The sequence below is a fragment of the Arthrobacter sp. T2-23 genome (genome assembly GCF_055398325.1).
In genome coordinates this window covers 1,501,504-1,528,251 of the sequence record NZ_AP027917.1, presented here as the reverse complement: position 1 = coordinate 1,528,251, position 26,748 = coordinate 1,501,504, and the positions used below count along the sequence as shown (strand labels likewise).

The following is a 26,748-nucleotide window of genomic DNA, read 5'->3' as shown; positions in this document are numbered from 1 at the left end:
TGTATTGCATCATCTCGCCGGTAAAGGTTACTCCCGGCATCCGCGTTCATGGTTCAGCATGGCAGCCCTTTTCACCGGAGGCAGCTTCCTTCCCTAGGTATAGCCGATGCCGCCGGCTTTTCCGGCGGCACGATCAGTTCCTGTTAAGGCCGAATTTGCGTGTCATAAGCGCTGCTTTGTAGTGGGACTCGGCCGAGTTCACCTCGGAGGACGGTGTGCTGGGTCCGAAGACGCGGAGGAGGCTGAAAACGAAGTGTCGAGCGTGGTCTGTCTTCGTCCTTGTGTCTTCCCCGGTTGCGCTGGCGAGGGCAAGCTCGCGGAGAGCGACGTTCCCGCCGTGACCGTCACGCGCGTAGGCTGTCCACCGGCCGAGGATGCGTTCGGCACCGTCGGCCTTGCCGACGTACTGCTTGCCGTTGGTGGAGTCTGTAATGAGATAAATCCCTTGGACCTCTGACAGAGCCGCGCGCCAGTCGGCGTAGCGGGGATCTTCCACCATGTCGCGTAGTTGGTAGTAGCTGAGCAGGACGCCATCGAACCCAGGGAACTGGACCTTGTCGCGGTCCGCAATCTCTAATACGGGCATGCGCGCGGCGCTGGCAGCGGCGGCACTTCGGTGCCAGCTGCGAGGGGTGTCCCATTCGACCACGAGTCGGTCATTGAGGGGTGCAAGGAAGCCCGACGGGCGCAGGTCGAAGAAACGGCTCGACTCGGTGCGATCTGCGGTCACTTCGCCGTGGTTCTCGAAGGTACCCCACAGGCGGGAGCGGTGCTGGCCATCAGCGACGAGGATCACCCAGTATCGCGGAGGGTCTGCGGGGAAGCGACGCGGCGAGAGGTCCTGCTCTCTGGTATAGGCGAGGACTCGCTCCTCGGTCAGGTCCTCCGGCCCGCGCAGCGCTCCGGGGTCGCCTGGCTTGAAGGTGTGGCGGATGACGTGAATGTCCTCCGGCCGGACCGTCGGATCGTGGTCCGCTCCCATGCCAGTGAGTACGTGACCGAGGGTAAGGGACGCAGTGGGAGTTGGCCTGGCGGGGGTTCCCGTCTCGGCTGGCACGAAGGGGGCAATGGATCGCAGATCAGACACGGGAACACCTTATGCCACCGGCTCGGGCGTTCTTGCGTCGACCTGACTGCCTAGGTTCATCTCAGAAAAGAATCCCTGGCTGAGACTTCCCACGACCTCAAACGCGCCCTGAATCGCTAGGCGGACCGACGGTTCTGAAATTCATCTATCTGAATCACGTCAGCGAGCGGAGTGTCCTCGCCCCCCTCTTGGACTGTCGATATTTCAGCGGTGTGGTCGGTGTTGTACGTGGAGGTTGCGAGAGGGTTGGCATTCCCGGCCCCAAACTCAGACGAATCTTCGCTCCCACCTGGGGCCTCGGACTGGCTCCTCTTCGGGCGGAGCCAGCGCTGCGCAAGCCGTTTGCCGCCGGGCAGCATCTTGGTGTCCCACAACCGCTTGCCCCCGGGCAGCACGTGGGTGTCCCACAACTCTGCCACCATCGGAATTACGTAGGGTCTTACAAGATTGTCATAGACAAACTGGAGGCGGGCATATTCCTTGCGGGCGCGCTCTTCGGCTATTTCTTCGCGCCTCCGCCGCGCGTCGTATTCGCGGCGGAGGCTCTCTTCGAAGTCGCGGTCGAACTCAGGCTCGTTGGCCGCCTCCGGAATCCTCGGGTTGCGGTATTGAACTCGGATGAAGCCGGCAGCGTTCCGGGCGCCGCCCGAGCTCAGCGAGTCGAGGGTGATGGGGTTTCCGTCCTTGTCGTACTTCGGGATGTCGACCAGAACTTCCTGGACCTCCGACTTGTCATCATTCATTGCTCTCATCCTTTGATCTAGGGGGACGACGAAAATCGCCGCACGTAGACATCATAGACATAACTAGAAAGAGCATCCAAGTGGTACGCCGTGGAATGTATGCATCTCTCTGAAATGCGTTAGGCTCATTTCGTGGACATGAGGCGAGGAACACCGTCAGCGAAACTCTTCGGCCAGTTGCTCTCGCTGGTGCGGTCGGTAGGGGTTGGCGACTCCATGCGGCAGGTTGGGGAGAACATCGGGGCGCCGGCCGCGACCGTATCCCAGGTCGAGAAGGGTCAGCGGGCCCTTAAGGAACCGAAGCTCGCGCCGTGGGCTGCTGCCCTCGAGGTGAGCGAAGCTGATCTCCACGAACTCTGGGTGCTATGCCAAGGACTGGTACCCGTAGGGAAGGATCGATTCGCCTTCTACAGCGATCGGCCCGACGCGCTCGGCTCGGCACCACTAGATGCTGACATCATCGAGACATTGGGCGACTGGCCTGATCTTGAGGCGACTTTCCGGCTCGCGGTACGAATCGCCGGTGTTTTAAAACGGCTTCTTCCGAACGCATCGGTACAGGTGGAGCCGGACGAGTTCGATAGCCCCTATATGATGCCCGATGTAGACGAAGCAGGCGCATGGGTGACTTTCCCCAATACCCAAAAGAACCTCGAAGCAGCCTTCGCAGCCTTCGTTCCTCTACCGATCATCTGGGTATATTGGGCCAATTTCACATCGCGCGACGGGGTACGGATGCCTCGCCTGCAGAAGCCCACCCCGATCGTGCGGCGTCGCGGCAAGTCCGTGAACACGGTGGAATTGGAGGACCTCATCCGTGACCTGTCAGGACCGGAAAGGGAGCGCGTGCGCGGCTACGTTGAGGCAGTCATGGAGCAGCGAGCTAGCCTGGAGGGCTAAGCACGCCGTGGCATGACGATCCAAATACGCCTCCGGGGGAGCGTCCTCTCGAACGTGTTCCAGTTCCCCTAAGTGCCCGGAAAGTGTGTCAGTTTCAGAAGCCGTCTGCACCCTCAGAAGCCGTCTGCACCCTCAGAAGGCGGAGTTGCTCGCAAGTTACGAGGATTCCCATCAGACAATGATTAGATGAGTCCACACCCCGGGCGTCACCGTTGCAACGTGCTGGGGTTCCCAGTGGTGAAACAACGGAGCTAGGAGTCACACGTGTCAGCATCAGCTGTTGCCGCGCCGCCGTTGCCGGAGCCCGGCCAGGTTGTCGAGGTTCGCGGATCAACTTGGGCCGTGGCCAACGTTCAGGCACAGGGACTGCCCCGCAGCCCGGCGGACGAATCAGTTGCGCAGCTTACGCACGTGGTCGATTTACAGTCCCTTGACGAGGACCGTCTCGGGGAGCAGCTGTCAGTGGTGTGGGAGCTGGAAGTAGGTCACACACTCACTCCGGCTCAGGGACTGCCGGAGACGATCTATGCCGAGCAGTTCGATGCCCCAACCACCCTGGCTGGCTTTGTGGACGCCATGCGGTGGGGTGCGGTCACGAGCGCCGACCCAAACCGCTACCAGGCTCCGTTCTGGTCCGGCGCGAACGTGGAGGCATACCAGCTTGAGCCGCTGCGCCGTGCCCTCGGCGCGCCGCGCACCAACCTGCTGCTGGCCGACGATGTCGGCCTGGGAAAGACCATCGAGGCGGGCCTGGTGATTCAGGAACTGCTGTTGCGGCACCGTGCCCGCACCGCTGTGATCGTGTGTCCTCCGAGCCTGTCACTAAAATGGCAGGACGAGATGCGGGACAAGTTCGGGCTGGACTTCACCATCGTCAACTCCGAGCTAATGGCAGAAGTACGCCGCACCCACGGACTGCACGCCAACCCGTTCCTGATGTTCCCCCGTGTCATCGTGAGCATGGCCTGGCTGCCCCAACTCCGCTCCCAGCGGCTGCTGCGCGACGTGTATGCGCAAGTAAAAAGCCCAAAGACGGCGAAACGCTTCGCATTCGACATCCTCGTGGTTGACGAGGCTCACCACGTCGCCCCGTCCAGTCCCCCCGCAATCGCCGGAGGCCGCGGGTACGCCGTGGACACCCAGCGCACCGTCGCGGTGAGGGATCTCGCGGAACGATGCGAACACCGGCTCTTCCTCTCCGCGACCCCGCACAATGGACACCCGGAATCCTTTACCGCACTGATGGAGATGATCGACTCCCGGCGCTTCTCCCGCGGCGCGCTCCTGGATTCCAAAGCGCTCAAGGATGTAACCGTCCGCCGCCTCAAGAGCGACCTGACGGGCAAGGACTTCAAAAAGCGCAAGGTCAGCGCCCTGCCCTACACCCCGCGCGACGACGAGCAGGAGATGTTCCAGCTCCTGGATCAGATTGTCGTCGAAAGTGCCAAGGCCAACGGCACCAAACCCAGCGGCGACATCGTCACCATGCTGCTGAAGAAGAGGTTCCTGTCCAGCCCGTTCGCTTTCGGGCAGACCCTCTCGCACTACCTCAGCGCCAAGGCAGGCCGCGGTCTGGCAGACGATGACTACGATGACGTCTTTGGCGAGGGACAGTCGGATGAGGAAGAGGGCCTGTGGGAGCAGGACGAGGCCGAACGGCTGCGTGAATCGAAGGGCTCCGATCCGCTGGTCGCGGCGGAGCCGGAGCAGCTCCAAGCTCTTATGGAATGGGGCCTGAGCTACGAATCCCGGGCGGACTCCCGACTCGATGAACTGTTGAAGTACCTCGACTCGGTGTGCCGTCCGGACGGCAAAGACTTTTCGACAGATCGAGTGGTTGTATTCACCGAGTACGCCCACACTGTCGACTGGCTCACCCGTGTACTGACCCAGCGCGGGTACGGGGACAGGCTGGCCGTTATCCAGGGCTCCACCTCGCCGGAGGACCGCGAGTACATCCGGTCCCAATTCACCGAGGACCCGAAGATAGAACCGGTGCGGGTCCTGCTCGCCACGGATGCCGCCGGCGAAGGTATCGACCTCCAGACGCACTGCCACCGGCTGGTGAACTTCGACATTCCGTTCAATCCGTCGCGCCTGGAGCAGCGCATCGGCCGCATTGATAGGTACGGCCAGAAGCAGGAACCGCTGGTCTACCACTTCGCCCCTGCCAATGACTCCTCCGTATACGCCGCAGACGCCTCCTTCATGGCCCGCGTCGCGAGAAAAGTCGCAAACGTCGAACAGGACCTCGGCTCAGTGAACCAGGTCATCGGCGACGAGATACAGCGCCAGTTCGGCAAGCGGACACCAGTGCGGGCCAAAGCGAAAGGCGTTGACACCAATGACGTCATCAACACTGCCCTCGCCGGCGGCATGGAGCTCAACGCGAGGCTGACGCAGCTCGAACAGGGCTACGAGGCATCACGCACGGAAATGCACTTGGACCCGGCCAACCTGCGCCGAGTGGTCGACACCGCCTTGCGGATTAACCACCAGCAGCCGCTCACGCCCAACCACAAATTCCAGGAGCGCACTGACGCCGAGGTATTCGACGTGCCCAGCTTGTCGGCGGGATGGAGTGCAGCCCTCAAAGGCTTGCCGACACGTCTGAAACCCGATTCCTTACGCCCTATCACCTTCGACCCCCAGGCAGCGGACGGGCGCAATGAACTTGTGTACGTGCACCTCGGACACCCGATCGTGCAGAAGGCCCAGCGTCTTCTGCGTCGCTCACTGTGGAGCGTCGACTCCCCGCTGAGCCGGGTGACCGCCGTCGTGGTGGACGATCTGCCCGAGTCATTCGTCGCCGCAGTCACCCGCATGGTCCTAGTCGGACGGGGCGGCATCCGCCTGCACGAAGAAGTCTTCCTGGCTGGCGTCCGCCTGCATGGGCGCCGCGCGATGGCAGAGGAGAAGGCCGAAAATGCCCTTGACCACGCACTCGACGGCGAAAACATCGCACTCGCGGACGAACGCGTCCGCGACCAGCTCTGCGACCTGTGGAACGTGCCCGACGCGCCGCTGCGCATCAGGCTTGAAGAGTCCATGCAGGCCCGGGCCGGCCGGCGCCACGAGCTTGTCCTCGAACAGCTAACGCGACGCCAGGAAGCAGACATCCAGAGGGGACGGGACATCTTCGCAGCGTTCCGGACTAACCTTCGCGAGTCGCTCGCCCGTCTGCGTCGCGCCGAAGACGAGGCGGCCGCGATGCTCCTGCCGGATGACCAGCAGCGCCAGCGCCGCCGGGACATGGAGGCCATGGAACGCCGTCTGGACGAACTCGATGACGAAGAAGCCCGTGAGATCGACGCGATCAAAGAACGGTACGCCGACGTCAAGCCGCACACCACAGCCGCAGCGGTCGTATTCGCCCTCACCCGTCATGACGCAGAAGGATGGACCAACTGATGGCTCGACCAAAGAAGGTCACGGGTCTGAAGACCAACGCTACCGACCTGCACCGGGCGTGGCTCCAGCTCGTTGACACGGACGGGCCGTTCCTCGCCATCCCGCCGCTCAAAAAGGTATGGCCGAACGGCATCCCGGACTTCCGCGCCACTCACCCAGACCGCTTCTACGCACTAATCGAAGCCCGCACGGCGTTCGAGTCTGCCTGGGAAGCCCTTGACCGCGACCCCGGCAGTGACACCAGGCTCGGCGGCTACCGGACAGAACGCGACAAATGGGTCGAAACAGTTCTGCGCGAGGTCGTCGGCTGGGGGGAGTCGCTGGAATGGGGCGCGGTCCTTGGCGTAGAGGCGCAGTCACCTAACCGCGCTGTCACCGTCACCGCACAGGGGGCGCTTGTCGGCCTGGACGGTCTTGGTGCCCTCGTGCTCGTCGTGGATCCGACAGACTCACTGCGGCAGACTCCCAGCGACCTGTGGGCAGCAACGCCGGTCGATCGCTGCGAAGCTTTGCTGCGCGAAAACAGGGTCGAGATCGGCATCGTCACTGACGGTCGCTGGTGGGGCCTGGTCTGCGCCCGCGAGGGCAGCATGGCCGCTTCCGGCATCGTGGACGCGCTCGCCTGGGTCGAAGAACCCCGGGCACGGGACGCCTTCCTCACTCTGGTCGGGAGGCAGCACATCATCGGTGGCGACCCCGCCGAGCGGCTTCCTGTGCTTTTCCAGGAATCCATCGCCGCAGCGGAGGAGATTACCGAGGCCCTGGGTGCGCAGGTACGGCGGGCCGTCGAACTGCTCATCCAGTCATTCTCAGAGTCTGCTGCCGAAGCTGAACGCCGTGGCTTGCCCAACCCGCTCCCTGACCGTTCCCACGACATTTACGAGGCTGCCGTCACCGTGATGATGCGGGCGGTGTTCCTGCTGTTCGCGGAAGAGCGCGGCTTGCTTCCTGCGGGCGAGCTCTTCGAGCAGGGCTACGGCATCGCCGCCGAACTCGAGCGGCTCACTGCCCGGCAGAACGAGGAGAGCGAGGAAGCTCTCGATGCCACCTCGCTGACCTGGCACCGGATGCTTGCAACCAGCCAGGCTCTCTACAAAGGGGCGTCCTTCGAGAACCTGCGCATGCCCGCCTACGGAGGGTCTCTGTTCGACCCGGTACGGTTCCCCTTCCTCACGGACACTAATGAACAGGGAGCCCTCGCGGTCACTGTCTCCGACCGGGTGATGCTGCACGTGCTGCGCTCCATTCAGGTGGCCTACGTGAAAGGGGAAAGTCGGCAGATTTCATTCCGCGACATCGACGTCGAGCAGATCGGCTACATCTACGAAGGCCTGCTTGGCTATACGGCGACACGCGTCAGTGAGCCCACCATCGGCATCATCGGAACCACCGGAGCTGAGCCCGAGATTCCGCTGGCCGTACTTGAAGACCTGGCGACTACCTACACCGACCCGAAGAAGCTCGCCGCGGCGGTCCGCGAATGGGTTGATAAAGACCAGCCCTCTGCGAGCCCGTCGTCAGCTGCGGCGATCGCCAAAGCCGTCACCGCAGCGGCCGACCCGAGTGCAGTCAGTGCCCTCACTCAGACTGTTGGCGACGACAACACGCTGCGCGACCGCATCAAGCCATGGCTTGGGCTCATCAGGCCTGATTTGCGGGGCCACCCGTTCGTTGTCGTGACCGGAGGGCTGGTGGTGAAGGAGACCCCTTCGCGAAAGAACGCCGGCGCGCACTACACGCCGAAGTCCCTGGCTGAAGAGGTCGTTCTCCATGCTCTCCAGCCGCTGTGCTACTCTCCCGGCCCGCATCAGACCGCTGACGGCGAGCAGTGGAAGCTGAAATCTTCCGACGAACTGCTGGGACTCAAGGTCGCCGATATCGCCTGCGGGTCCGGGGCGTTCCTTGTGGCTGCTGCCCGATACCTCGCGGACCGCGTGGTGGAGGCATGGACTGAGGAAGACCCGTCCAACTCGCACCGTAAGAACCTATACCTGCGGGCCATCCGGCAGGTTGTCGCGAACTGCCTGTACGGCGCCGACATCAACGACATGGCCGTCGAGATGTGCAAGCTCTCACTCTGGCTCGTATCCCTCGACCGCGACATGCCGTTCTCCTTTGTCGACGACAAGGTGTTTGTCGGCAACTCCCTGCTCGGTCTCACCAATCTCGATCAGCTCCACAAACTCCACATCGACACCAAGCGCGTGACGCCCGGCGAGATGCTCGACATCTTCCACGTCGACATCGACGCCATCGTCCGCAAGGCAGTCGCTTTGCGCGAACGTCTTGCGACGGAGATCGACGAAGACGACCCCGCCCGTAGCAGTGCTGCGAAGCATCGTCAGCTGAGAGAGCTTCGCGAGGTCACCGCATCCTTGCGTGCGACCGCCGACGGCGTGATCGCCGCTGGGCTGCCCCACGGAGGCAAGCCAGGCAGGGCGCTCGATGAGGCATACGAGAATCTCCGGGCGGCCGTGAAGAAGGCGCACCAGGAAACGTTCGGTGAGCAACCTGACAGTACATGGCTCAACGCGATCATCGACATCGGGCTCACCCCTACTGTGCAAACCGACTACGAGCGTTGGCAGCCTCTCCACTGGGTACTCGAAGCTCCCGACGTAATGGTTGATCACGGCGGCTTTGACGCCATCATTGGGAATCCTCCGTTCCTCGCAGGGAAGAGAATTGCTATCGCAAATGGCTCAAACATTGAAAGCTGGATCAAGGCAGATTTGAGCGGACTGAAAGGTTCGGCAGACATAAGCGCTCATTTCATTCGTCGGGCGTGGTTGCTAATGGTGGACGGTGGGTCCCTGGGGCTGATAGCCACCGATCGAATTGGGCAGGGCGACACTGCTCTGATGAGTACGCAGCTCTTGGTGGAACAAGGAACGCTCTATCGAGCAGTGTCGGCGTTCCGCTGGCCAGGACAAGCGTCAACAGGTGCCGCGATTGTTTGGGCATCGAAAACACCTTCGGATGCATCGGAAATTCCCCGAATCCTTGATGGCCGTGCTGTCTCGGCATTATCTCCGTCCCTAGACGACGCAGGCGTCGCAGATATCACATCCGCGTCGCCACTGGATCTTCCCTTCTTTGCCGGTACTGGAGTTAAGGCCTATGGTGAAGGACTCGTCCTTGAGGCGGATGCTCCGATCTTGGAGTCTCTCAATGAGGTGGAAAAACACGCATTGCGGCCCTTCGTCAATGGACAGACATTGATGTCTGGAGTTCCATCGGGACGGAATGTTATCGATGTGGGCGCCTACGTTGACGAAGATTCACTTCGCCGGGAAATGCCCAACCTATTTGAGCACCTCCGTACGACAGTCAAACCTGTGAGGGATGCAATCACAAGCCAAATGCACGAGCATCGATATTGGGCGTTTTGGGACAAACGCGAGGAGCTCTTCCAGGAAGCTATGAAACTGGATCGGTTCATAGCCCTGGCGGGCGACACCCGCGTGCCAGTTTTCCTGTTCAGGCACGATCACCGCTCGCTCCTTTCGCACAAGGTCGTCGTGATCGCCTCAGCTTCTGCTCCTGTCTTGGGCGTACTCTCATCGACCGTACACTCGGCTTGGTTCGAGCGCACCCGCACAGGCCGCGGCGCCACGAGTAACTACGTTGTGTCGCGCTGCCTGCGCACATTCCCCTTTCCCGATCTTGAGAATCAGAATCTTATGACGGCTGCAGATGAATTCGTTGCGGTTCGGGACGAGGCTCTGTCAGAGGTCACATCGCCAACGAAGCTTTACAACCTTTTGGACAATCCTAATTCGGGCGGATATGCGGTCTCCCGACTTCGAGAGGCACAAATGGCTCTTGATGCTGCGGTAATAGGCAGTTACGGGTGGACCGATCTCGATCTTAACCACGGATTCCACGAGCTTGCAGGAGTTCTGCGCTTTACATGCGACTCCGCTCAACGCGATGAGTTGCGGCGCCGATTGTTGGAGGAGAACCGCATCCAAGCGGCTTCGCAGGCCGCTGCAAGCCCGAAGAAAACGGCAAGAGGCAGAAAAGCTGTGTCGCAGCAGGCGGAGGTACTTTTCTCATGAGTGAGACTACGACAACGCGCTCACCACAGAAGCCGTACGAGCTCAACCACGAGCTGGATGGTTCGTCATTCATGGTGCGCGAGAATCTGGCCGACATCCTGGAGCGGGAACTGCTCGGGCCGATCCACGGACCTGAAGAAGTTTTGCCGTTCAGCCCCCGCTCCCAGTATCTGGTGGGCCACATCGCTCCAGTCAAGCTCACAGGCAAGGCCCTGAAAGACGGCGCATCCGAAAGCGCCCCAGAGCGTGGGCACATCGTCGAGGCCCGCATGGACGGTGACGCTGCCCGTGAGCAGCGCGGTGTTCCGGCATTCGCGGCCGACGAGACAACTGCGGACGCCGACGACGATGACACGGAGGACCGCACCCCGAAACAGGGGCTGATGATCCCGGCGTCAATGGGACTACGGTTCCAGGTGCCGGCAGACCTGGCTTCGTTCACCGTTACTGCATCATGGGGTACGTACTCGACGGTCGAGACCGACCAGGTCACCAAAGCCGGCCGCACCATCCGTCACTACCAGCGCACTCCCGTCGAAGAACCCCGTACGATCACGCTCGCTCAACTGACCCCGGGGAAGACTGCGACGATAACGTTGCGGGATTCGATCTGCCTGCGAGTGGACAGGTACGACGATCCGCAGTTCGGCCGGGTTCTGGTGGAGATTGCCCTGTGCAATGACCGGGAGACGCCGATGCCGATCCCGGTGAACATGTGGCTGTTCCAGACCCTGCTCCGCGTGAACGCCGGCGGGGCGGAGGTGTTTCTCCCGGTGCGGGATGCGCTGGAGCAGGACTGGTCGGAGTATGACGACGAGGTCAAGCGGTTGAACCTCCAGTACCGCAACCGCCTGGAGTTCGCGATCGGTCGTACCTGTTCGGTGGATTGGGTGGCGCGCACTGGTTCACGGCGGGCAGCTGAGGTTTCTACGACGTGGCTTCCTGTCGCTGAAACGCCGCAGACACGCGCACGATCGGTAAAAGACGCGCTGCTGTCGATGGATGCGCTTTCGACAGTGACACCAGAGGGACTGAAGGCGGGCCTGACCCCCCTGGTCTCGGGTTACGGTGCGTGGCTCGACGAACAGGGGGCAACTGCGAAGAGTCTTCCGGCGCATCTTCAGGAGACCGCCGAGGCGGTCCTGTGGGATGCGGCCCAGGCGCGCCAACGGCTTGCCGACGGGCTCGAACACATCGCCAGCGATCCTGAAGCGCTGCGCTGCTTCCAGTTCATGAACCGCGTGATGCGCGATCAGCGCATCGCCTCCCAGGTAGCAGCCCTGCGGGCATCTGATCCAACAGTGACGATCGAGCAAGCACAGGCAGCAGTTGCCGCAAAGGGTCCGGGCGCAGCTTCCTGGCGTCCGTTCCAGCTTGCGTTCATCCTCATGCAGCTCGGGGCACTGACCGATCCGACAGCACAATTCCGCAGCGCCGACCACCTTGCTCGCGTTGAGCTGCTGTTCTTCCCCACTGGTGGTGGCAAGACCGAGGCCTATCTCGGCCTTGCCGCCTACACGTTCGCGATCCGTCGCCGCCAGGGCCTGGTCTCCTCGACTGACGGCCAGCTCGACGGGCGCGATGGCGTAGCGGTTCTCATGCGGTACACCCTGCGACTGCTGACCGCCCAGCAGTTCCAGCGGGCAACGACCTTGATGTGCGCGGCCGAGCTGGCGCGCCGCGAAAATGAGGAGATTTGGGGAGCCGAGCCATTCCGCATCGGGCTGTGGGTAGGGACAGACGTGAGCCCGAAACGGTTCGAGGAAGCGGACGAGCAGCTCACCAAGGCCAACGAATACGGTTCCCACCGGCTGACGGTCCTCCAGATTCAGCGGTGCCCCTGGTGTGGCACGCCCATTACAGCGACCCAGGTCAAGACTGATGCGACAGTCCGTCGGGTATTTGTTTACTGCGGCGACGACCTCGCCCGTTGCCCCTTCTCCAAGGGCGGCCTCGTCAATGAAGGACTGCCGGTACTCACCGTCGACGAGGAGATTTACCGCCTCACCCCCGCCTTTGTAATCGCGACCGTGGACAAGTTCGCCCGACTCGCCCGCGAGGGCGAGGCGGCCTCACTGTTCGGATACGTCAGCCGCAGGTGCGGCCGCCACGGGTACGTCCATCCGGATTACAGCAACTGCGACATCACGACCACGCACCCGGCGAGCAAGTACGGGCACCCGGCAGCGACTGTGCAGACCGTGAACCGGCTGCGGCCGCCGGACCTGATCATCCAGGACGAGCTGCACCTGATCACCGGGGCCCTCGGCACAGCTGTCGGCCTCTTCGAGGCAGCTGTGGAGACCCTGTCCTCATGGGAAACATCAGCCGGCAAACCGGTGAGACCCTTGATCGTGGCCTCGACAGCGACCGTGCGCAACGCGCAGGATCAAGTGCGGGGACTCTACGGGCGGCAGGTCGAGATCTTTCCCCCGCAAGTGCTCGACGTCGCTGATACCTACTTCTCCCAGGAGGTTCCGGTCAGTCGGGAGAACCCGGGGCGGCGGTACCTTGGTGTCAGTGCCCAGGGTGTGCGCCTCTCCAGTGCGGAAATCCGGCTCGCCGAGGTACTCCTACTGGCGAGCCAGCTCCTTTTCGACAGGGCCGGGAGCGCTGCGGACCCGTACATGACGCTGGTCGGCTACTTCAATGCCACCCGTGAACTCGCGGGCATGGCGAGGTATATCGCCGACGATGTGGCAAACAGGGTGGGTAACCCGCGCAAGGACTCGGGCTTCCCCAAGCGATACGGCGCAGCTTTCGGCAACCTACACATGGCCGAGCTGACCTCCCGGATCGCCTCGGCCGAGATCAGCAGGACTCTTGACCGGCTCGGGTTGGAGTTCGACCCCAACTTTGACACGACCACAGCTGTCCAGGCCCGCATAGCCGCCATCCGCGACAACAAGAAGCCTGCCGGCAGGAAAGACGCGCCGTTCGACGTCGTCCTGGCGACCTCCATGCTCCAAGTCGGCGTGGACGTGCAGCGACTGGGGCTCATGCTCGTGGTCGGGCAGCCGAAGAACACCGCAGAGTACATCCAGGCATCCTCGCGCGTCGGCCGCGATCCCTCTGACCGGCCCGGTCTCGTGGTCGCCCTCGGGAACTGGGCGCGCCCACGTGACCTGGCTCATTTCGAGCAGTTCCGGAACTACCACAGCACGTTCTACGCCCAGGTCGAGGCACTCTCAGTGACCCCGTATTCACCGACCTCGCTGGAGCGAGGCATCGACGGACTGCTGGTCAGCGTTGCACGGGTGCTCCAGGCTCCCGTCGCTGATGGCCTCTCCCCGGAACGCAGCGCCTGGCGGATCAAGGAGCAGCCAGAGGCGCTCGAAGCGCTGGCGGATCGGCTGAAAAAACGCATCGCGGCAGCTGCTCAAGACGAGGGAATCGCCAAGAAGGCAAGTGACCTTCTTGTGAACCGCATTGACCGCTGGAACCAGCGTGCGAAGCGGGCCGCGGAGATGAGCAAGACTCTGGTGTACGAACGCACCGGAGAAGGCGACAAGTACCTGCCGTTGATCATCAGCCCCGAGAATGCCAGGGCATCGGTGGGAGGGTCTTCCGAGGCGCCGTTCGTTATTGCCAATTCGATGCGTGAAGTGCAGCCGGAAATTAATGTGCTGGTCAGCCCGCTGTCTGAGCGGCTGTTCTCGCGGGCACCCGAGGGAGTCCCGAAGTGGGCCCTGCCAATGGGAGAGGACGATTGATGGCCGAAACCATCTCCACCGATAAAGACAATGCGGAGCCGCTAAACCGCCTCGCCATGTTCCACGATCCCGGGCAGACGCTCGACCCGCTGACTGACGCCGAAGAGGGCACGGTCAAGAACCGTGCAAAGGTCGGCTCCGCACGCCCCTCCTCGCTGCTCTACACTTATGGCCCAGGCGCGATCATGGACCTCCCAGGATTTGCTGTGATGCCGGCCGGGCTCGACGACTGGGAACCGATCTGGAAGCGCCGGGAATTCACCCCGACCATCGTCGAACCGCGGCTGCTGAATGTTGTACGGCTTCACCTCGGGCCTCAGGTTGACTCGCTCCGCCCGTTCCCGTGGCAGCCGAAGAAGGGAGCGATGTCCAAGGAAGGATCCGACCTCGGCGTTCCGGCGCGCGTCTTCCCGCAGTGGTTGCGCTGCACCGGCTGCGACTACCTCGGACCTCTGCCGCGCTTCAGCTACACGAATACCCATCCCTTCCGCCCGGACTTGGCCCAGTTCACCCACCAGAGCTGTCCGGGCCGTGGCAGGAAAGCGGCCGGAGCAGCCGGAGGGAAACGCCAGAGCCCGGCCGTTCCAGCCCCGCACCTGCTGACCTGCACCAACGGCCACCTCGACGAGTTCCCCTACACACTATGGGTGCACCGCGGCGGAATATGCCCGAAAGCCGAGGCACCCGACCTGAAGATGCGGGACGCGAACATCGGACAGAGCATCGGATCCGTCATCAGCTGCGCCTCTTGCGGCGCATCCCGTGGCATGGCCGAAGCCCAGGGCGCAGCCGGGCGGGACAAACTCCCGCAGAAATGCCGTGGACGACACCCGCACCTGAACGCCTTCGACGCCGAATGCAGCGCCCGTCCCACCCTGATCATGATGGGGGCATCCAACCTCTGGTTCTCCTCCACCCAGTCGGTCATTGTCATGCCCCGCACCGACGCTGAAGAAGCCGAAGCCCTCGCTGACCAATTGCGCGCTGCCGTGGGAATCGAAAAGATCGCCAAGTACGCCTCCGATCTGGACACCCTCAGGGACGTGGCAGACGGAAAGATCGACCTCAAGGATGTGTCTGACCCGAGCCTTGCGGCCGCCGTCGCGGACGTCCTCGCGCCCGTCGATCCCGAGGAAGTCCGCCAGGAGAAGCTCGCCACTTGGGACCCGGTCGAGCTACTCGTGCCGGAATGGCGGTACCTGCAAAAGCCAACTCTGTTCCCGCAGCAGCAAAACTCCAGCGGCCTAATGGTCACCGAGATGCAACGAGGGCAGAACCTCCACGCGCGCATTGCGCGAGTCGTCGCCGTCAACCGCATGAAAAAAATCAACGCCGTTCTCGGGTTTACCCGGCTCGACGAGATGGACCGGGTGAACGACCTTGCCAGCCGCCTCGTCAAACTAACGCGCAAAGGCAGACCAGCCTGGGTGCCGGCGACCGAAGACCGCGGCGAGGGAATCTTCCTTCAGCTCGACCTGAAAGCCGTGGACGAGTGGGAAAAGAAGATCCTCGACTCCCCGCTATGGACGGCTCATCAGCAGGCACACCGACTGAACTTCTCCCGCCGCTTTTCGGAGACCGCCGCATCAGTAAATCCCGACACCCGGCTGCCTGGCCCGCGGTACTGGCTCCTGCACACCTTTGCCCACACGCTCATTCGCGAGATGGCGATGTCCTGTGGCTACGGCGCTGCCAGCCTCACCGAACGCATCTACGGATGGCCTGCGGGGCCGCACCGCGAGGCGGCGGCCGGATTGCTCATCTGCACCACCGCCTCCGACAGCGAGGGAACGCTCGGCGGGCTGGTCGCACTCTCCGAACCTGCGCGCTTGGAGGGCCTCGTCATCTCGGCTCTGCGCAGGGCGTCGCGGTGTTCCTCGGACCCCGTTTGTGCGGTGCGCACCCCCAGCGACCCGGAGGACTTCCTCCATGGTGCGGCCTGCCACTGCTGTACGTTCGCCTCGGAGACCTCGTGCGAGAAGTCGAACCGGTTCCTGGACCGGCGCTTCCTGCTCAACCTGCCGACCACCATGGGTCCAACGGTGCCCGGGTTCTTTGGGAGCGTGGATGCCGTCTGACCCCTTCGCGGCGCTCGGCGAGTTCCTCACAGCTGCCGAAGCCGGGGGACTTGCCGCGCAGCTCGCCGCGGGTCAGCACTTCGCCAAGGCCCTCGGAGCGGTCAGTGCCTCCCGTCGTGAACGGGCCCGCGGACTCCTTACAGCCGCCGGCCTTGGGCACACTGACGTCGAGCGCTCGGTTGCCGTCCTACAGGCTGTCGCTGGAGCTAGGACCGTCCATCGGGACCTGACCCCTGTCTGGACCATGCCCGGCAACGAAGCCAAAATCGGCCACCTCACGGGCGAGTTCCACCGGCTCGTCCGCTCCGCCCGCCAGTCCGTGACCTGCGCAACGTATAACTTCGAGAAGACCTCGAAGATGTGGACAGTGCTCCGGGAAAGCGCCGAACAGCCCGGCGTCACCGTCACCGTCTACGTCGACGGGGACAAGGCCGACGCCGTGAACATCAAAGCCCATCTCGGGCGTGCGACTGTCTATAGATCCGCCGTTCTGCCAACCGGCAAACCCGTGGTCAGTCATGCGAAGTTCGTCGTCATTGACCATGAAATGCTGTTGCTGACCAGCGCCAACTTCTCCTTCAGCGCCGAGAACCGCAACATCGAATTCGGCCTTCTCGTACAAGACTCCGCTCTCGCCCAGTCTGTTGAGTCCACGATGGCCAGCAAGCACGGCACGCTCTACCAACTGGTACAGAAATAGCCCGCACGCCGACCCCATGAAGGAGGAGCATGAACGAGAGTTTGGCCGTCCCGCTCATTGCAGCAGTCCTCGCCGCCGTTGGCGTTCTGACCGCGGCGTTCCTCACTCATAGGTGGACTCTGAGGCGCGAGGACAGGAGCGATCGACGGGCGGTGGAGCGCGAGGCGGCGGCCTCCCTCTGCGAGAGACTGTATAGCCTTCAAAAGCTCGTCGTGCGTTCGGAGATCCACCCCGTCCCGTCTCAGGAGATCTTTGAGGCGGTCGCGCTCTGGGAGACCACGTACCGCAGGCATGAGACTTTGCTCCCTGGATCCTGGCGTCATGTCAGGAGAAGCGTCGCTTCCGCGCTGGGGGAGCACTTCGGTGCGATCGGAACGTCGAATCTCTTCTCCGTTCCCGAGGACCATCCTGTAGCGGCTCACGATTCGGTCTGGTGGGACAATGCCCGTGACTATCTGCAATACCTACACCATCAGATGTCGCGATGGGGACACAAACCGACGGACGCCCACAAGATCAAGATTCACGACTTCGATACATGGCTTTCCCAGCGTCGCTGAGATGGAGTCGCGCCCGTAGAGGCGGTGATGACTTGAGCGACGACTCCGCCGGCGCGGTGCAGGTCTCTCGTTTACCTGCTGGGTGGGCGGCCCCGGGTCCTGCCGGTCTGCCACCCGGGGACGGCGCCGTCGAGGAGCTTGACCTTGTCGGGAGCGAGGTCGCCGCGGCGGTGTTTGTACCGCTGGGTGTGGATCCACACGCCTAGGGTATGTTCCCGCTCAGAATCGCAGTCCTTGTGGCGGGGCCAGTCGTGGCCTTCCTCGCGGTGGGACGCGAGCTGGGCGAGACGGCGGTGCCAGCGTTCGTCGTCCTCGGACTCCCTGCGGTTTTTCTGCCACCCTGGCACCTGGGCCAGACCGTCACGGTAGCCCGGGTCAAGGGTCTCCTCGGCCGCTTCGCGGCGTCGGTCCGAGAGCCACCGGGCCATAAACCGTTCTTCCTTGTCCTCGGAGCCGTCCCGGGGGAGCCTGCCTTCGGCCTTGATCCAGGCGATAATCACTTCCATGCGGGCAAGTTCCGCGGGGGAGGGGCCAGCCTTGGTTCCGGCGGCGGCCACATGTGCCGCCTCAAGCTCCGGATCCCGGCGGCGCGCGATGACAAGGTGGTAACCGACGGTGGCGGGTTCGGCGCGCACCAGCTCGGCGATGCGTTTCCGGCTCAGCCCGAGCCGGTACATCAACACCCATTCCGCGTCAGGAGCGCGCCGCAACTTCCTGTCCATGATGGGTGTCATCTTGCCACTGCGATGGCTTGGAGAGGTCCTCGGTGGATGTAAGTTCGCAAATCGCCTGACGGGGGCCGAAGGGTGGTGCTCGTCAGGAGTCGCAAAGGCGGCTGGATGGGCATATTTATAAAATATAAAGAATATAAAAAATGTAAAGCTGTATAAAAGGATGGTCTGCGAAGCCTCGGTTCCGCCCGGCCCTCGTCTACCGATGGCGCATAGCTAGTAGGCACGCGTGAGCATGCGTCGGCCTAGGGTACTAAAGCGCAGGCCATGTGAAAGCAATTCGATTCGGGCCAGCCTGAGCGGAAACATCGACCCCCATTCTTCATACGGCGCGGCAGCGACAACGGCCCGTCCATTACGGGCGTCATCATCCGGCCACGGCGCGGCTCAAAGGTCTTGGTGGGGGACGTTCCGATGCCGCTGCAAGCCTCTACCGCGGGCACGATCCCTTCAACTTCCGCAGGTATTCATCCATGGTGACTTCGCCGCGCAAGAACGCATTGATGTTTTCGACGGTCTGACGGCTGGGTTCCATACCCTCCAGGGCCCAGCTGGCCATCGTGTCGATGGTGAGCTCGCGTTTCTGCTCAGGGGTCAGGACGCGGTCAGCTTGAACGGCGGCCGTGTCTATCGGCAGTCTGCGCTTGCTGGTGCTCCCCATTGCGACTTCCTCGTGTGGTACTGCTGGTCCTTCAAGCTTATCGACTGAGTAGGGGACCCCCGGTCGTCCCGCTGGGTAAATGAAGACAGCGTAGCCGTCTGCTCGGAATCGGAATTGCTCACGCTGCTGTGGCTAGCCCGTCAGGGGACGTGTCCCCACGCACTCGTACTTGCGGCGGTCATCGCAGGTTCTCGCGGCGAACGGCTGTAACCGAAGACATGTTCACATGTGGAGAAGTCTGTGGAGAATATGTGTTCGATAGATGCCCCGAAGTCGTCCTAAGATGGAGCCGTGATCAAGTCAGGCTCTCCCGAGGATATGGAGCGGATTATGGCGCGCCTGGACGCCGACAAGGTCCGTCCGATGGACGACGCCTCGCCGATTCGGGACTTCCCGAAGTACGGCCGTCCCATGGTGCAGGTCGGCAGCATCTACGGCAAGGCCGTCGCCTGGTCAAACAACTACGGCCTGATCGAGTGGCTGGATGTGTCCGGTATCTACCACCTTGGCTGGGCGCACTCTGCCAGCATCAAGCGAGTGACGGCGGAGGAGTGGAAGGGCAGCAGCAGGCTCTAGCTCCAGTCGAAGAGTCCCCATAAGGCCTCATAACCCGATATCCATTTTTGTGGATATGGCTTTATGCTTGCGGATATGGAAAGCGCACTGAACCCGTATTCGCCCGGCTCGGGCCGTCGTCCGGCGGAGCTGGCTGGCCGGCAGGACGAGGTGGACGCCTTCGACCTGCTGATGGCCAAGGCCCGGCAGCGTCGACCGGACCGTGGGATTGTCCTGCACGGGCTCCGGGGTGTCGGGAAGACCGTGCTGTTGAACGAGTTCCGTCGGCAGGCCGAACGTGCGGAATTCATGGTGGTCACCCTTGAAGGCCTGGACGCTGACGGCGGCCCGGACGCCATCAGGGCGAAGCTGGCGAGGAATCTTCTCCAGGCGGGGCGAAAGCTCAACAACAGGAGCGCCGGAGCGACTTTGAAATCCGCCCTTGGCAGTGTGGCTTCCTTCTCCGCCAAACTGGGGGTTACCGGTATCGACATCGGTGTCGCACTCAACCACGGCCGAGCGGACTCGGGATCCATCGAGGTTGACCTTGAAGAGCTGGTCGAGGATCTCTGCACGGCGTTGACAGAGAAACGGTCTGGCCTGGTCTTTGTGATCGACGAGATGCAGGACCTTGACGCGCCCCTGATCACGGCGCTGCTCAGCGTGCAGCATCTGGCGAACCAGCGGGAATGGCCGTTCTACATCGCCGGCGCCGGCCTGCCCAACCTGCCCTCTGTTCTCAGCGAATCCCGCTCTTACGCCGAGCGGCTGTTCAACTACCGCAGCATCGGCCCGCTGCCGCGCCCGGCGGCGGAGTCCGCCCTGACTGTCCCCGCCGCGAAATTCGGCGCATCCTTCGAGCCGGCCGCCACAGACCTGCTCCTGAACGCTTCCGGCGGCTATCCGTACTTCCTGCAGGAGTACGGCTACGCCGCATGGGAGACCGCACCCGAGAAGGTCATCACCCTCAGCGACGCTCAAGTTGCCGTGGAGATCGGCCGCCAGCAGCTTGACCAGGGCTTCTTTCCGTCCCGCTGGGAGCGGGCGTCCAAGGCCGAAAAGTCGTATCTACAGCTCATGGCCGTCGACGGCGACGAGGGGTCCAGCACCGCCGACCTGGCCGCCAGGGCGCAAAAGAAGCAAAGCTCGATGACCATGACCCGCTCCTCGCTGATCCGCAAGGGCATTATCTACGCACCGGCGCTCGGTCGGGTGGCGTTCACCGTCCCCGGGATGGCAGACTACATTTCACGATTCGAGGGCGCCTGACCGCAGCTCCGACTCTCGACCGCTCGAGGTGGCTATCCAGGGTCATTCCCGCGGGTGCCGGCCGAGGTCCCAAAGGATGGCTCGAACCTAGTGTCAGGTGTCCCTCACTGGAGGCGAGACCATCCTCCCGCGTCACCCGCCGACCGAAGTCTGTCGGCCCAAGTGCGAATACAGGTGGGTCATCGTGCAAACACCGACAAGTTGTTGGCAGCATGTCGGGCCGAGAGTGCGCAGTCAATCCACAACATAATGGCCACTATGGTGTGGATGTCCGTCTAATGCTTCGGGGTGATTTCGAGACCAGGAAGCCAGCCAAGTGGTTATACGACAGACAGTGCACCGGCCCGGGACCTTTCCGATTCCCAGCTAGCTATCTAGCGCGCTACTTCGATCTCGCAGAGGGTGCGCAGGTCCACTCCGGGCTCTACGGAGCCTGACTTCATGACATAGCGATGGGGCGTACCGCTTAGGAGGTCGACCAGCTTCACAATCTCTCCCGCTCTTGCACGGATGGCGTCAATCCCGACTTTGTCGATCTGCAGTGCTGACGAAGGATGGTTCGTCTTATCCTTTGCAGCGGTCGAGCCGACGACACGTATAGCCCAGGCGCTCGGGTCCTGGGGTACTTTCGTCTGCACGTCACGATGTGCGCCATATCTGTTTCGTACTGTTGTCTTGATGGGATTGATCGCGATGCGGAAGCTCTTGATCCTGTTTTGAATTTCTGTCACTGCATCCGCGTGCAAATTTTCCTTGACGTCCTTCAGGGCGGTCCTGAAACAGACTTGATTGCTCGCCTCGTCGTCAAAGCGGCAGACCCGAAGCGCGAGCATCGTCTCGGCTTCTCTGGCCGTCACGTTGTGGAAGTGGAGCTGTTCCCGGCTTTGAAATTGCGACCAGGGCTTAGAAGTATGCGCATCGTAGGCTGCCAAGGCGAGAAGCAACTCCAGGCAGTCACTTTGGAGAAGGTCAAGAACAGAGGAAGACGTTTTAGCCATGCGATAGCACCCCTTATGGTCGTGAGATTGATCCTCTCATGCAGGGCGTTTTTAAGATTCCGCATGACGATTACGTCTAGTAGAGCAGCAGCTGTTAAGCAGTTCTAGCATCGCTGGCGCAGTAGGTTTAGACGGTAGCATCAACGGCAGAATTACCTGGAAGACTGCGACGGGCCGGACCTTCCAGCACCTTGAGGATGCAGTCCCCGCGAGACGTAAACAATTCCATTAGGGCGCGGGTAAGTTGGAGACCCTCGGGGCCTCATGCTGGTCGGCTTGCCGGTGCGCGTACCGTGATCGTTAACGCGGCGTCCCCGCCTACGACGGAGCAGCCCAAAGCAGACTGCCATTACACGGCAGCCCACAGGTCACGGAAGGCTGCAGCGCCTTTGGGCACCGAGATCTGCAACGATGGACAACGTGACTGATTCCAACCCACAACCCATTGATCCCTACCTAGCTCTAGTGCCGGTATTGGACACTACCGGCCCCAATTTTCGCCCTGCAGCATGGCGGGTAGTCGAGGCCGGTCGACGATTAAGCGAGCTACAGGAACGGATGCCTGACTTGGCCATGGAGTGGGCAGGGTATCCCGTCGTGCGCGCACCCAAGAGCGCGCCCCATGAGCTGCAGCTGTCCCTCGTGGACTGGAGCTGGTCGCAAATGCCCACAGCTCGTGCACTTACGTTTCTTGCCAGTGAGGTGCTTCACCACGCTCGAATCGCGCTGGACTACTGCGCATACCACGTGGTCTGGTTGGACGGCAGCAGCGCTCGTGACAATACCAAGTTTCCTCTCGTGCTGGATCGGGACCGGTGGGGCAAGGAGAAGCGAAGCTCCTTGCCCGGAATCACTCCTGAGCACGCGAGCTGGATACGCGAAGTGCAGCCGTTCGTCGGTGTGGACTGGTCCGCGAAGTTACTCGACCTAAGCAATAGGGATAAGCACCGCATGGCCGTGGAAGTGATCCCCACGTATCGCTTTCGGGTGAACCGGGTGCAGCGATACGCGGACCCTCTCGGTGAGCCGAATTTCTGGGGGTTTGCTGTAGAGGAGTCCGCCTTGGACCTAAACATTGCACCTGCTATGAGCCAAACCTCCGCAAAGGCAGGATTTCCTTTGGAAGAGACGTTGATTGAGATCCTGCGTGGTGTAACTGATTTGGTGAACCGTTTCCTTACGGAGGCGGGGTACAGTGCCATCTCACTTTCGATCGAGAACCAGCGCGCTTCGTGAATAGGGACCTTGAATCATGACTGTCGCCGTGGAATGGCCTAGACGGTGAAACCGTCGAGCGTCCTAGAGGATAGCGGACAAGCAAGACGTCGAACGAAAACGGATCTTGGCTGGTGACCAGCGTCCTAACCCCGCCGGTGCCCCGGTCTGAGAGCAGCTCGAAGACTTCGCTGCAACTTCCTTACGATGTCATTTTCCGGTGAGCGGGCTGCGTTTGCGGAAAGTCTCGGCGATGGAGAGTTTGCCCGAGTACTGGATGGACCCGTAGCGGAAGAGGTGGACGGCGAGTCGGAGGATGAGGAATCCGATGATGAAGAGTTCGGCGATGACGATGATCGCCTCGACGGGGGAGAGGGTGCCGAAACCGTTGCGGAGCAGGGCGGTGACGGGGGCTGAGAGCGGGAAGTAGGTGAAGATCTGCACGATGGGTGCGCGCGGGTCCGAGACGATGAGGGTCATGGCGTAGAAGGGGACGAAGATCAGCGCCATCAAGGGCCCGAAGATCGTGCCGGCGTCTTTGGCGGTGGGCATGACCGCGCCGATCGCAACCAGGACTCCGGTGAAGACGGTGAAGCCGCCCAGCAGCAGCAGTGCCCCGACGATCATGGTGCCGGGTTCGAAGGTCAGGGTCGACAGGTCCAGGTCGGGCATGGCGAGCTTGTCGCGGAAGAACGCGTAGCCGACGGCGATGGGGGTGAGGAAGACCAAAATCTGGACCATGCCGACCACGAACAGGGCGATGACCTTGCCGATGATCAGGGTGGTCGGGTTCACGGTGGTGAGGATCATTTCGGTGACCCGGTTTTCTTTCTCTTCCAAGGTGCTATTGAGCATCTGGTTGGAGAGCAAAATGATCGAGACGTAGAAGATCAGCAGGAACATCAGCGGCGGGACGGCGGAGCCCAGGCCCCCGCTCGGCTGGCCATCCTTGAAGGTCTGGGATTCGGTCTTGACGTCGCCGCTGGCCGCGGCCATCAATTGCGGTGAGCCGATGGCGGCCTGGGCGGAGGCGGTGAGGAGCTGTCTGGCGACGGCGTCGTACTTGCCGTTGTCGAAGATCCCCTGGTCCTGCCCGTAGACCTTGACCGGCTGGGTGGCCGGGTCGGCGGGGTAAGCGAAGTGGGCGTCGGTTGCGCCGTCTTTGACGTCCTGCAGCGCTTTGTCCGGATCGCTGGCCTGCCGGCCGCCCACGGCAGTGGCAATGGCCGGGGTGATGAGTCCGGAGGCGTCGGTGTAGGTGAATGACTAGGACCGCCACCAGCCTGTGATCAAGGTCTTTGGTCCTCCAGACTCAACCAGTGGGTTCACAGTATCGCGTACCGAGAGTTGAAAGGTGTCGTTGAACCATCGTCGATAATTTTCCCTGCCGCGGCCGCTTGCCATGACATCTGCCAATGGTTCATGCGTCACGGCAATTTCGGAAAGAAGCTCAGAAATAAGGACGAGCTCCATGGCATAACCCTTACGAGCGGGGACCCTGTGGGCAGCTTCCTTCTTTGCTCCCGCCGTGAACCCAGTAGTGGTAACCAAAATGGCTCGAGGAGCGTCTTCGCGTAGCTGGACTCCCCTTAACTGTCGGACCAATTCAACGCCCACGCGGTTGGCGTAACGCTTTACCTCCACTATGGCGAAGTCTTTCGGAGATTTCCCAAACAGTATAAGGTCACGACCCTCATCCTTTGACTGCTGAGTGAGCACAGCGTCATAGCCGAGTTCGCGGTACACGCTGTGCACAACTTCCTCGAATCGACGTGGGGTCAATTCGACCGCCATGCTGGGAGAGTGCGACAAGGCTGCACGGATTTCGGATATTGCCAGATCCGGGTCGCTTAAGGTTCGCTCCAACAATATGGCCTGACGATCCTGGGCTTCGTCGTAAAGTGAGCACCAGCTCTCTTCCATGTGCCACTGAGTCCAACCGCAGAAAAAACAATCCATACCGGACAAGTCACCTTGCCAGTCGGCCGTCTGCACACTCGTTTTCACCAGCAGTTCGCCGCAGTACGGGCAATAAAAGCCACGTCCATGCTCACCCGCAGTAATGGGGACGTATTCAGCTTCCTCTGTACTCCGCCAAACCAAGAGTGGCTCTGAGCTCTCCATCGCCCAATCGTAAGGGAAAACATCGTTGTTTGTGCAGTACCGGCGGGTAAACTAGCTTGGCCGTGATACCGCCCGGTGCGTGCATCATGCCCTTCAGGACAAGCTGCTTTGTAAGACGCAGCGAAGATACGCGTAAGTGATTTGTTGCACTATCGAGTGATGTTGTTGAAAGCAGTTCGCAAACGTTTCAGTATGGTTAGGACATTGAGCATCAGGTGGCTTCCCAGCCATGCTAGAGGAGCAGTCCAGCCCCAAGCCAACACGCCGTCCTGCGAACGGTTCGTAGCGGCAGCGCATACAAGTACGCAAGCCAGTAACAAAGCAACTAACGCCGAATACGTAACGTTGGCGCGCGCGTCATCGATAACTTGTGCGACACCGTGGGCGTTCTCAAGGGCATTCCGGTCCTTTTTCACGGCGACGCCGGTGTTGAACATCAATACTAGTAGTCCAAAGAGTAGACCCGTAAATATGGAAACACCCGAAAGTATCGGCCCAACGCCCCCGATGCGAATCTCGTGCACCTGGGTAACAGCCAATATGACCGGGATCATCGAAAATATCGTTGGAACAACGTAGTACCAGGCGAAGGCTCTTCGCCGGTCCTTGCGCCGTTCCGCACCAACTCGAATGGACCATGTTTCCATGTTGTCGCGCAGCACATCATGGAGCCCGGTGCGTTCTTTGAATGTCATCATTGCCCTGGCGGCCCTCCCTACTCATGACGGTACCCGAAGGTGCTGACAGTGACTATCACGAAGCCCAGTTTGATGGCAATCTGATACCACGAGAGGAGAATATCGTCTCAGCGTGGGCCACCCAGGTCTTGAACAACTCGTCATCAGAAAGGGTCTCAGCCGTGTGGTAGACAAACTGAGGCAGGCTGTTTCGATCCACGCTGAATGTCCGTTCCGGGCGATCCTGACCTGTGACAACTTCAACACGCTTATGCTGTACGTCCCCCTCGACGTGCACCGGGACAGCGCCCCTGAGCTGGTCTCTAATTTCGTCGGCAAGCTCAGGTGATTTTTTCAGATCCTGGAGAGCCTTTTTCTGGTTGGCAAGCTCAGTTTCATCAGCTACGGAAAAGGCGCTTTTCTGAGCCACCTTCTTTTCTTCGAGGTCCGCAGCCGTACTCATGGCGTCTAGTATTGCTTCCCGGCGCTGCGCTCTCGATGTTATTGCCCCTATTAAACCCTTGGTGATTTTGTTGACTCGGGGACCTTCGGCCACGAGCTTCACCGGCGTCCTCGACGTCGAACCGTCGGTTGTGGTGTCCGTGATCTCAAGGTGCTGAGTCAGGCTCAATGCCTGTTGCCCCTTCAAGAGTTTCTCCCAGTCTTTAGATTCCGCAAAGGCGTCGACATGAATGGTCATGTTGTTGAAAACTGCGTTGGGTGTAAGGGCTTGCCCTCGAATGACTTCCTTGAGGTTCCGGTTGCCATGTCGTTCTGCAAACAAGAGGCCGTAATACGCGTCCTTGGGCAGAGCCAACATACAGCGCATCCTGTTGAGCATTGCAGTCGTACTTGGCACATCTATCGACTTACCGGTCGTCGTTTCATAGGCTTCGCCGCCAGTACTGTGCGGCCCCTTGTTTACCTGGACGAACAACGTCCGACCCTCGACGCTAACTTGTCGAAGTCGATAGCCCTCGACGCTGCCGTTCTCACGAAAATACTTATCCCGAATCGTGGTCAAGGACTTTTCCGCTAGGACTAAGAGATCAAGGTCCCTCTTCTCGCCGAAGGCACTCAGGCGATGAAGTTGCGAGATGCGGTGGGGTTCGTTCATCCTTATCAAGAAGACGAGGTAACCGTGGGATGCCTTCATGGCGTCCTTTCGATGAGGCGGTCTGCGCGTGGCGCTCACAAAAGACTAATGCAAACGGGTACCCCTATTGTCCTGCCCTGCTACGGCTCTCCGCTATTTGCACACTCCC

Annotated in this window: 19 protein-coding genes; 10 read left to right on the top strand and 9 right to left on the bottom strand. The window is 61.5% G+C overall.

Features of this window, described 5'->3' with window-relative positions; genetic code table 11:
• Positions 1 to 133 precede the first annotated feature (133 nt).
• Together ACZ5Z0_RS06970 and ACZ5Z0_RS06965 are read right to left on the bottom strand one after the other, a co-directional pair.
• Positions 134 to 1,087: a GIY-YIG nuclease family protein gene (locus tag ACZ5Z0_RS06970; protein ID WP_464110468.1), complete on the bottom strand. Its 954-nt coding sequence runs from the start codon at positions 1,085 to 1,087 to the stop codon at positions 134 to 136.
• Positions 1,088 to 1,203: 116 nt separating this feature from the next.
• Positions 1,204 to 1,830 carry a hypothetical protein gene (locus ACZ5Z0_RS06965; protein WP_464110467.1) on the bottom strand — a complete coding sequence of 209 codons (627 nt, stop codon included), beginning with the start codon at positions 1,828 to 1,830 and terminating at the stop codon, positions 1,204 to 1,206.
• Between the two features lie 132 nt (positions 1,831 to 1,962).
• Here ACZ5Z0_RS06965 and ACZ5Z0_RS06960 point away from each other — a divergent pair, with 132 nt between their 5' ends.
• From ACZ5Z0_RS06960 to ACZ5Z0_RS06930, 7 genes are all read left to right on the top strand, one after another.
• Positions 1,963 to 2,730 (top strand): helix-turn-helix domain-containing protein, encoded by a 768-nt coding sequence (locus tag ACZ5Z0_RS06960; protein WP_464110466.1) that lies wholly within the window; start codon positions 1,963 to 1,965, stop codon positions 2,728 to 2,730.
• A 342-nt stretch (positions 2,731 to 3,072) separates the two neighbouring features.
• On the top strand, positions 3,073 to 6,141 hold the full coding sequence (drmD, locus tag ACZ5Z0_RS06955; protein WP_464110465.1) for a DISARM system SNF2-like helicase DrmD: 3,069 nt from the start codon (positions 3,073 to 3,075) through the stop codon (positions 6,139 to 6,141).
• Positions 6,129 to 10,202, top strand: a complete 4,074-nt coding sequence (locus ACZ5Z0_RS06950) for an Eco57I restriction-modification methylase domain-containing protein (RefSeq protein ID WP_464110464.1) — start codon at positions 6,129 to 6,131, stop codon at positions 10,200 to 10,202. The genes drmD and ACZ5Z0_RS06950 overlap by 13 nt, the downstream gene beginning before the upstream one ends.
• Positions 10,199 to 13,915, top strand: coding sequence for a DISARM system helicase DrmA (drmA, locus tag ACZ5Z0_RS06945; RefSeq protein WP_464110463.1), 3,717 nt, complete (start codon positions 10,199 to 10,201; stop codon positions 13,913 to 13,915). The genes ACZ5Z0_RS06950 and drmA overlap by 4 nt, the downstream gene beginning before the upstream one ends.
• Positions 13,915 to 15,993: a DrmB family protein gene (gene drmB, locus ACZ5Z0_RS06940; RefSeq protein ID WP_464110462.1), complete on the top strand. Its 2,079-nt coding sequence runs from the start codon at positions 13,915 to 13,917 to the stop codon at positions 15,991 to 15,993. The genes drmA and drmB overlap by 1 nt, the downstream gene beginning before the upstream one ends.
• The gene (gene drmC, locus ACZ5Z0_RS06935) at positions 15,983 to 16,693 is read left to right on the top strand and encodes a DISARM system phospholipase D-like protein DrmC (RefSeq protein ID WP_464110461.1); all 711 of its coding nucleotides are present in this window, start codon (positions 15,983 to 15,985) and stop codon (positions 16,691 to 16,693) included. Before drmB ends, drmC begins: the two co-directional genes overlap by 11 nt.
• Before the next feature lie 29 nt (positions 16,694 to 16,722).
• Positions 16,723 to 17,253: a hypothetical protein gene (locus tag ACZ5Z0_RS06930; RefSeq protein ID WP_464110460.1), complete on the top strand. Its 531-nt coding sequence runs from the start codon at positions 16,723 to 16,725 to the stop codon at positions 17,251 to 17,253.
• A gap of 71 nt (positions 17,254 to 17,324) precedes the next feature.
• Here ACZ5Z0_RS06930 and ACZ5Z0_RS06925 read toward each other — a convergent pair whose 3' ends face one another.
• Positions 17,325 to 17,975 (bottom strand): helicase associated domain-containing protein, encoded by a 651-nt coding sequence (locus ACZ5Z0_RS06925; protein ID WP_464110459.1) that lies wholly within the window; start codon positions 17,973 to 17,975, stop codon positions 17,325 to 17,327.
• Between the two features lie 439 nt (positions 17,976 to 18,414).
• Positions 18,415 to 18,645: an antitoxin VbhA family protein gene (locus ACZ5Z0_RS06920; protein WP_464110458.1), complete on the bottom strand. Its 231-nt coding sequence runs from the start codon at positions 18,643 to 18,645 to the stop codon at positions 18,415 to 18,417.
• Between the two features lie 291 nt (positions 18,646 to 18,936).
• Here ACZ5Z0_RS06920 and ACZ5Z0_RS06915 point away from each other — a divergent pair, with 291 nt between their 5' ends.
• Positions 18,937 to 19,221, top strand: coding sequence for a hypothetical protein (locus ACZ5Z0_RS06915; RefSeq protein ID WP_464110457.1), 285 nt, complete (start codon positions 18,937 to 18,939; stop codon positions 19,219 to 19,221).
• A gap of 75 nt (positions 19,222 to 19,296) precedes the next feature.
• Positions 19,297 to 20,469 (top strand): ATP-binding protein, encoded by a 1,173-nt coding sequence (locus ACZ5Z0_RS06910; RefSeq protein ID WP_464110456.1) that lies wholly within the window; start codon positions 19,297 to 19,299, stop codon positions 20,467 to 20,469.
• Positions 20,470 to 20,843: 374 nt separating this feature from the next.
• Here ACZ5Z0_RS06910 and ACZ5Z0_RS06905 read toward each other — a convergent pair whose 3' ends face one another.
• On the bottom strand, positions 20,844 to 21,467 hold the full coding sequence (locus ACZ5Z0_RS06905; RefSeq protein ID WP_464110455.1) for a hypothetical protein: 624 nt from the start codon (positions 21,465 to 21,467) through the stop codon (positions 20,844 to 20,846).
• A gap of 420 nt (positions 21,468 to 21,887) precedes the next feature.
• Here ACZ5Z0_RS06905 and ACZ5Z0_RS06900 point away from each other — a divergent pair, with 420 nt between their 5' ends.
• Positions 21,888 to 22,703, top strand: coding sequence for a hypothetical protein (locus ACZ5Z0_RS06900; RefSeq protein WP_464110454.1), 816 nt, complete (start codon positions 21,888 to 21,890; stop codon positions 22,701 to 22,703).
• A 189-nt stretch (positions 22,704 to 22,892) separates the two neighbouring features.
• Here ACZ5Z0_RS06900 and ACZ5Z0_RS06895 read toward each other — a convergent pair whose 3' ends face one another.
• The 4 genes from ACZ5Z0_RS06895 to ACZ5Z0_RS06880 all read right to left on the bottom strand — a co-directional run bounded on the left by ACZ5Z0_RS06895 (position 22,893) and on the right by ACZ5Z0_RS06880 (position 26,639).
• Positions 22,893 to 23,894 (bottom strand): ABC transporter permease, encoded by a 1,002-nt coding sequence (locus tag ACZ5Z0_RS06895; protein WP_464110453.1) that lies wholly within the window; start codon positions 23,892 to 23,894, stop codon positions 22,893 to 22,895.
• Positions 23,895 to 23,948: 54 nt separating this feature from the next.
• On the bottom strand, positions 23,949 to 24,806 hold the full coding sequence (locus ACZ5Z0_RS06890; RefSeq protein WP_464110452.1) for a restriction endonuclease: 858 nt from the start codon (positions 24,804 to 24,806) through the stop codon (positions 23,949 to 23,951).
• Positions 24,807 to 24,955: 149 nt separating this feature from the next.
• Complete coding sequence (locus ACZ5Z0_RS06885; protein ID WP_464110451.1) at positions 24,956 to 25,504, bottom strand: hypothetical protein; 549 nt, start codon at positions 25,502 to 25,504, stop codon at positions 24,956 to 24,958.
• 55 nt (positions 25,505 to 25,559) lie between these two features.
• Positions 25,560 to 26,639, bottom strand: a complete 1,080-nt coding sequence (locus tag ACZ5Z0_RS06880) for a hypothetical protein (protein WP_464110450.1) — start codon at positions 26,637 to 26,639, stop codon at positions 25,560 to 25,562.
• Positions 26,640 to 26,748 lie beyond the last annotated feature (109 nt).

Coding starts and splice junctions, on each gene's coding strand:
- ACZ5Z0_RS06965 (WP_464110467.1), bottom strand. CDS start 1,830: ATGAATGATGACAAGTCGGAGGTCCAGGAAGTTCTGGTCGACATCCCG.
- ACZ5Z0_RS06950 (WP_464110464.1), top strand. CDS start 6,129: ATGGACCAACTGATGGCTCGACCAAAGAAGGTCACGGGTCTGAAGACC.
- drmA (WP_464110463.1), top strand. CDS start 10,199: ATGAGTGAGACTACGACAACGCGCTCACCACAGAAGCCGTACGAGCTC.
- drmB (WP_464110462.1), top strand. CDS start 13,915: ATGGCCGAAACCATCTCCACCGATAAAGACAATGCGGAGCCGCTAAAC.
- drmC (WP_464110461.1), top strand. CDS start 15,983: ATGCCGTCTGACCCCTTCGCGGCGCTCGGCGAGTTCCTCACAGCTGCC.
- ACZ5Z0_RS06930 (WP_464110460.1), top strand. CDS start 16,723: ATGAACGAGAGTTTGGCCGTCCCGCTCATTGCAGCAGTCCTCGCCGCC.
- ACZ5Z0_RS06925 (WP_464110459.1), bottom strand. CDS start 17,975: ATGGACAGGAAGTTGCGGCGCGCTCCTGACGCGGAATGGGTGTTGATG.
- ACZ5Z0_RS06920 (WP_464110458.1), bottom strand. CDS start 18,645: ATGGGGAGCACCAGCAAGCGCAGACTGCCGATAGACACGGCCGCCGTT.
- ACZ5Z0_RS06910 (WP_464110456.1), top strand. CDS start 19,297: ATGGAAAGCGCACTGAACCCGTATTCGCCCGGCTCGGGCCGTCGTCCG.
- ACZ5Z0_RS06905 (WP_464110455.1), bottom strand. CDS start 21,467: ATGGCTAAAACGTCTTCCTCTGTTCTTGACCTTCTCCAAAGTGACTGC.
- ACZ5Z0_RS06890 (WP_464110452.1), bottom strand. CDS start 24,806: ATGGAGAGCTCAGAGCCACTCTTGGTTTGGCGGAGTACAGAGGAAGCT.
- ACZ5Z0_RS06885 (WP_464110451.1), bottom strand. CDS start 25,504: ATGATGACATTCAAAGAACGCACCGGGCTCCATGATGTGCTGCGCGAC.
- ACZ5Z0_RS06880 (WP_464110450.1), bottom strand. CDS start 26,639: ATGAAGGCATCCCACGGTTACCTCGTCTTCTTGATAAGGATGAACGAA.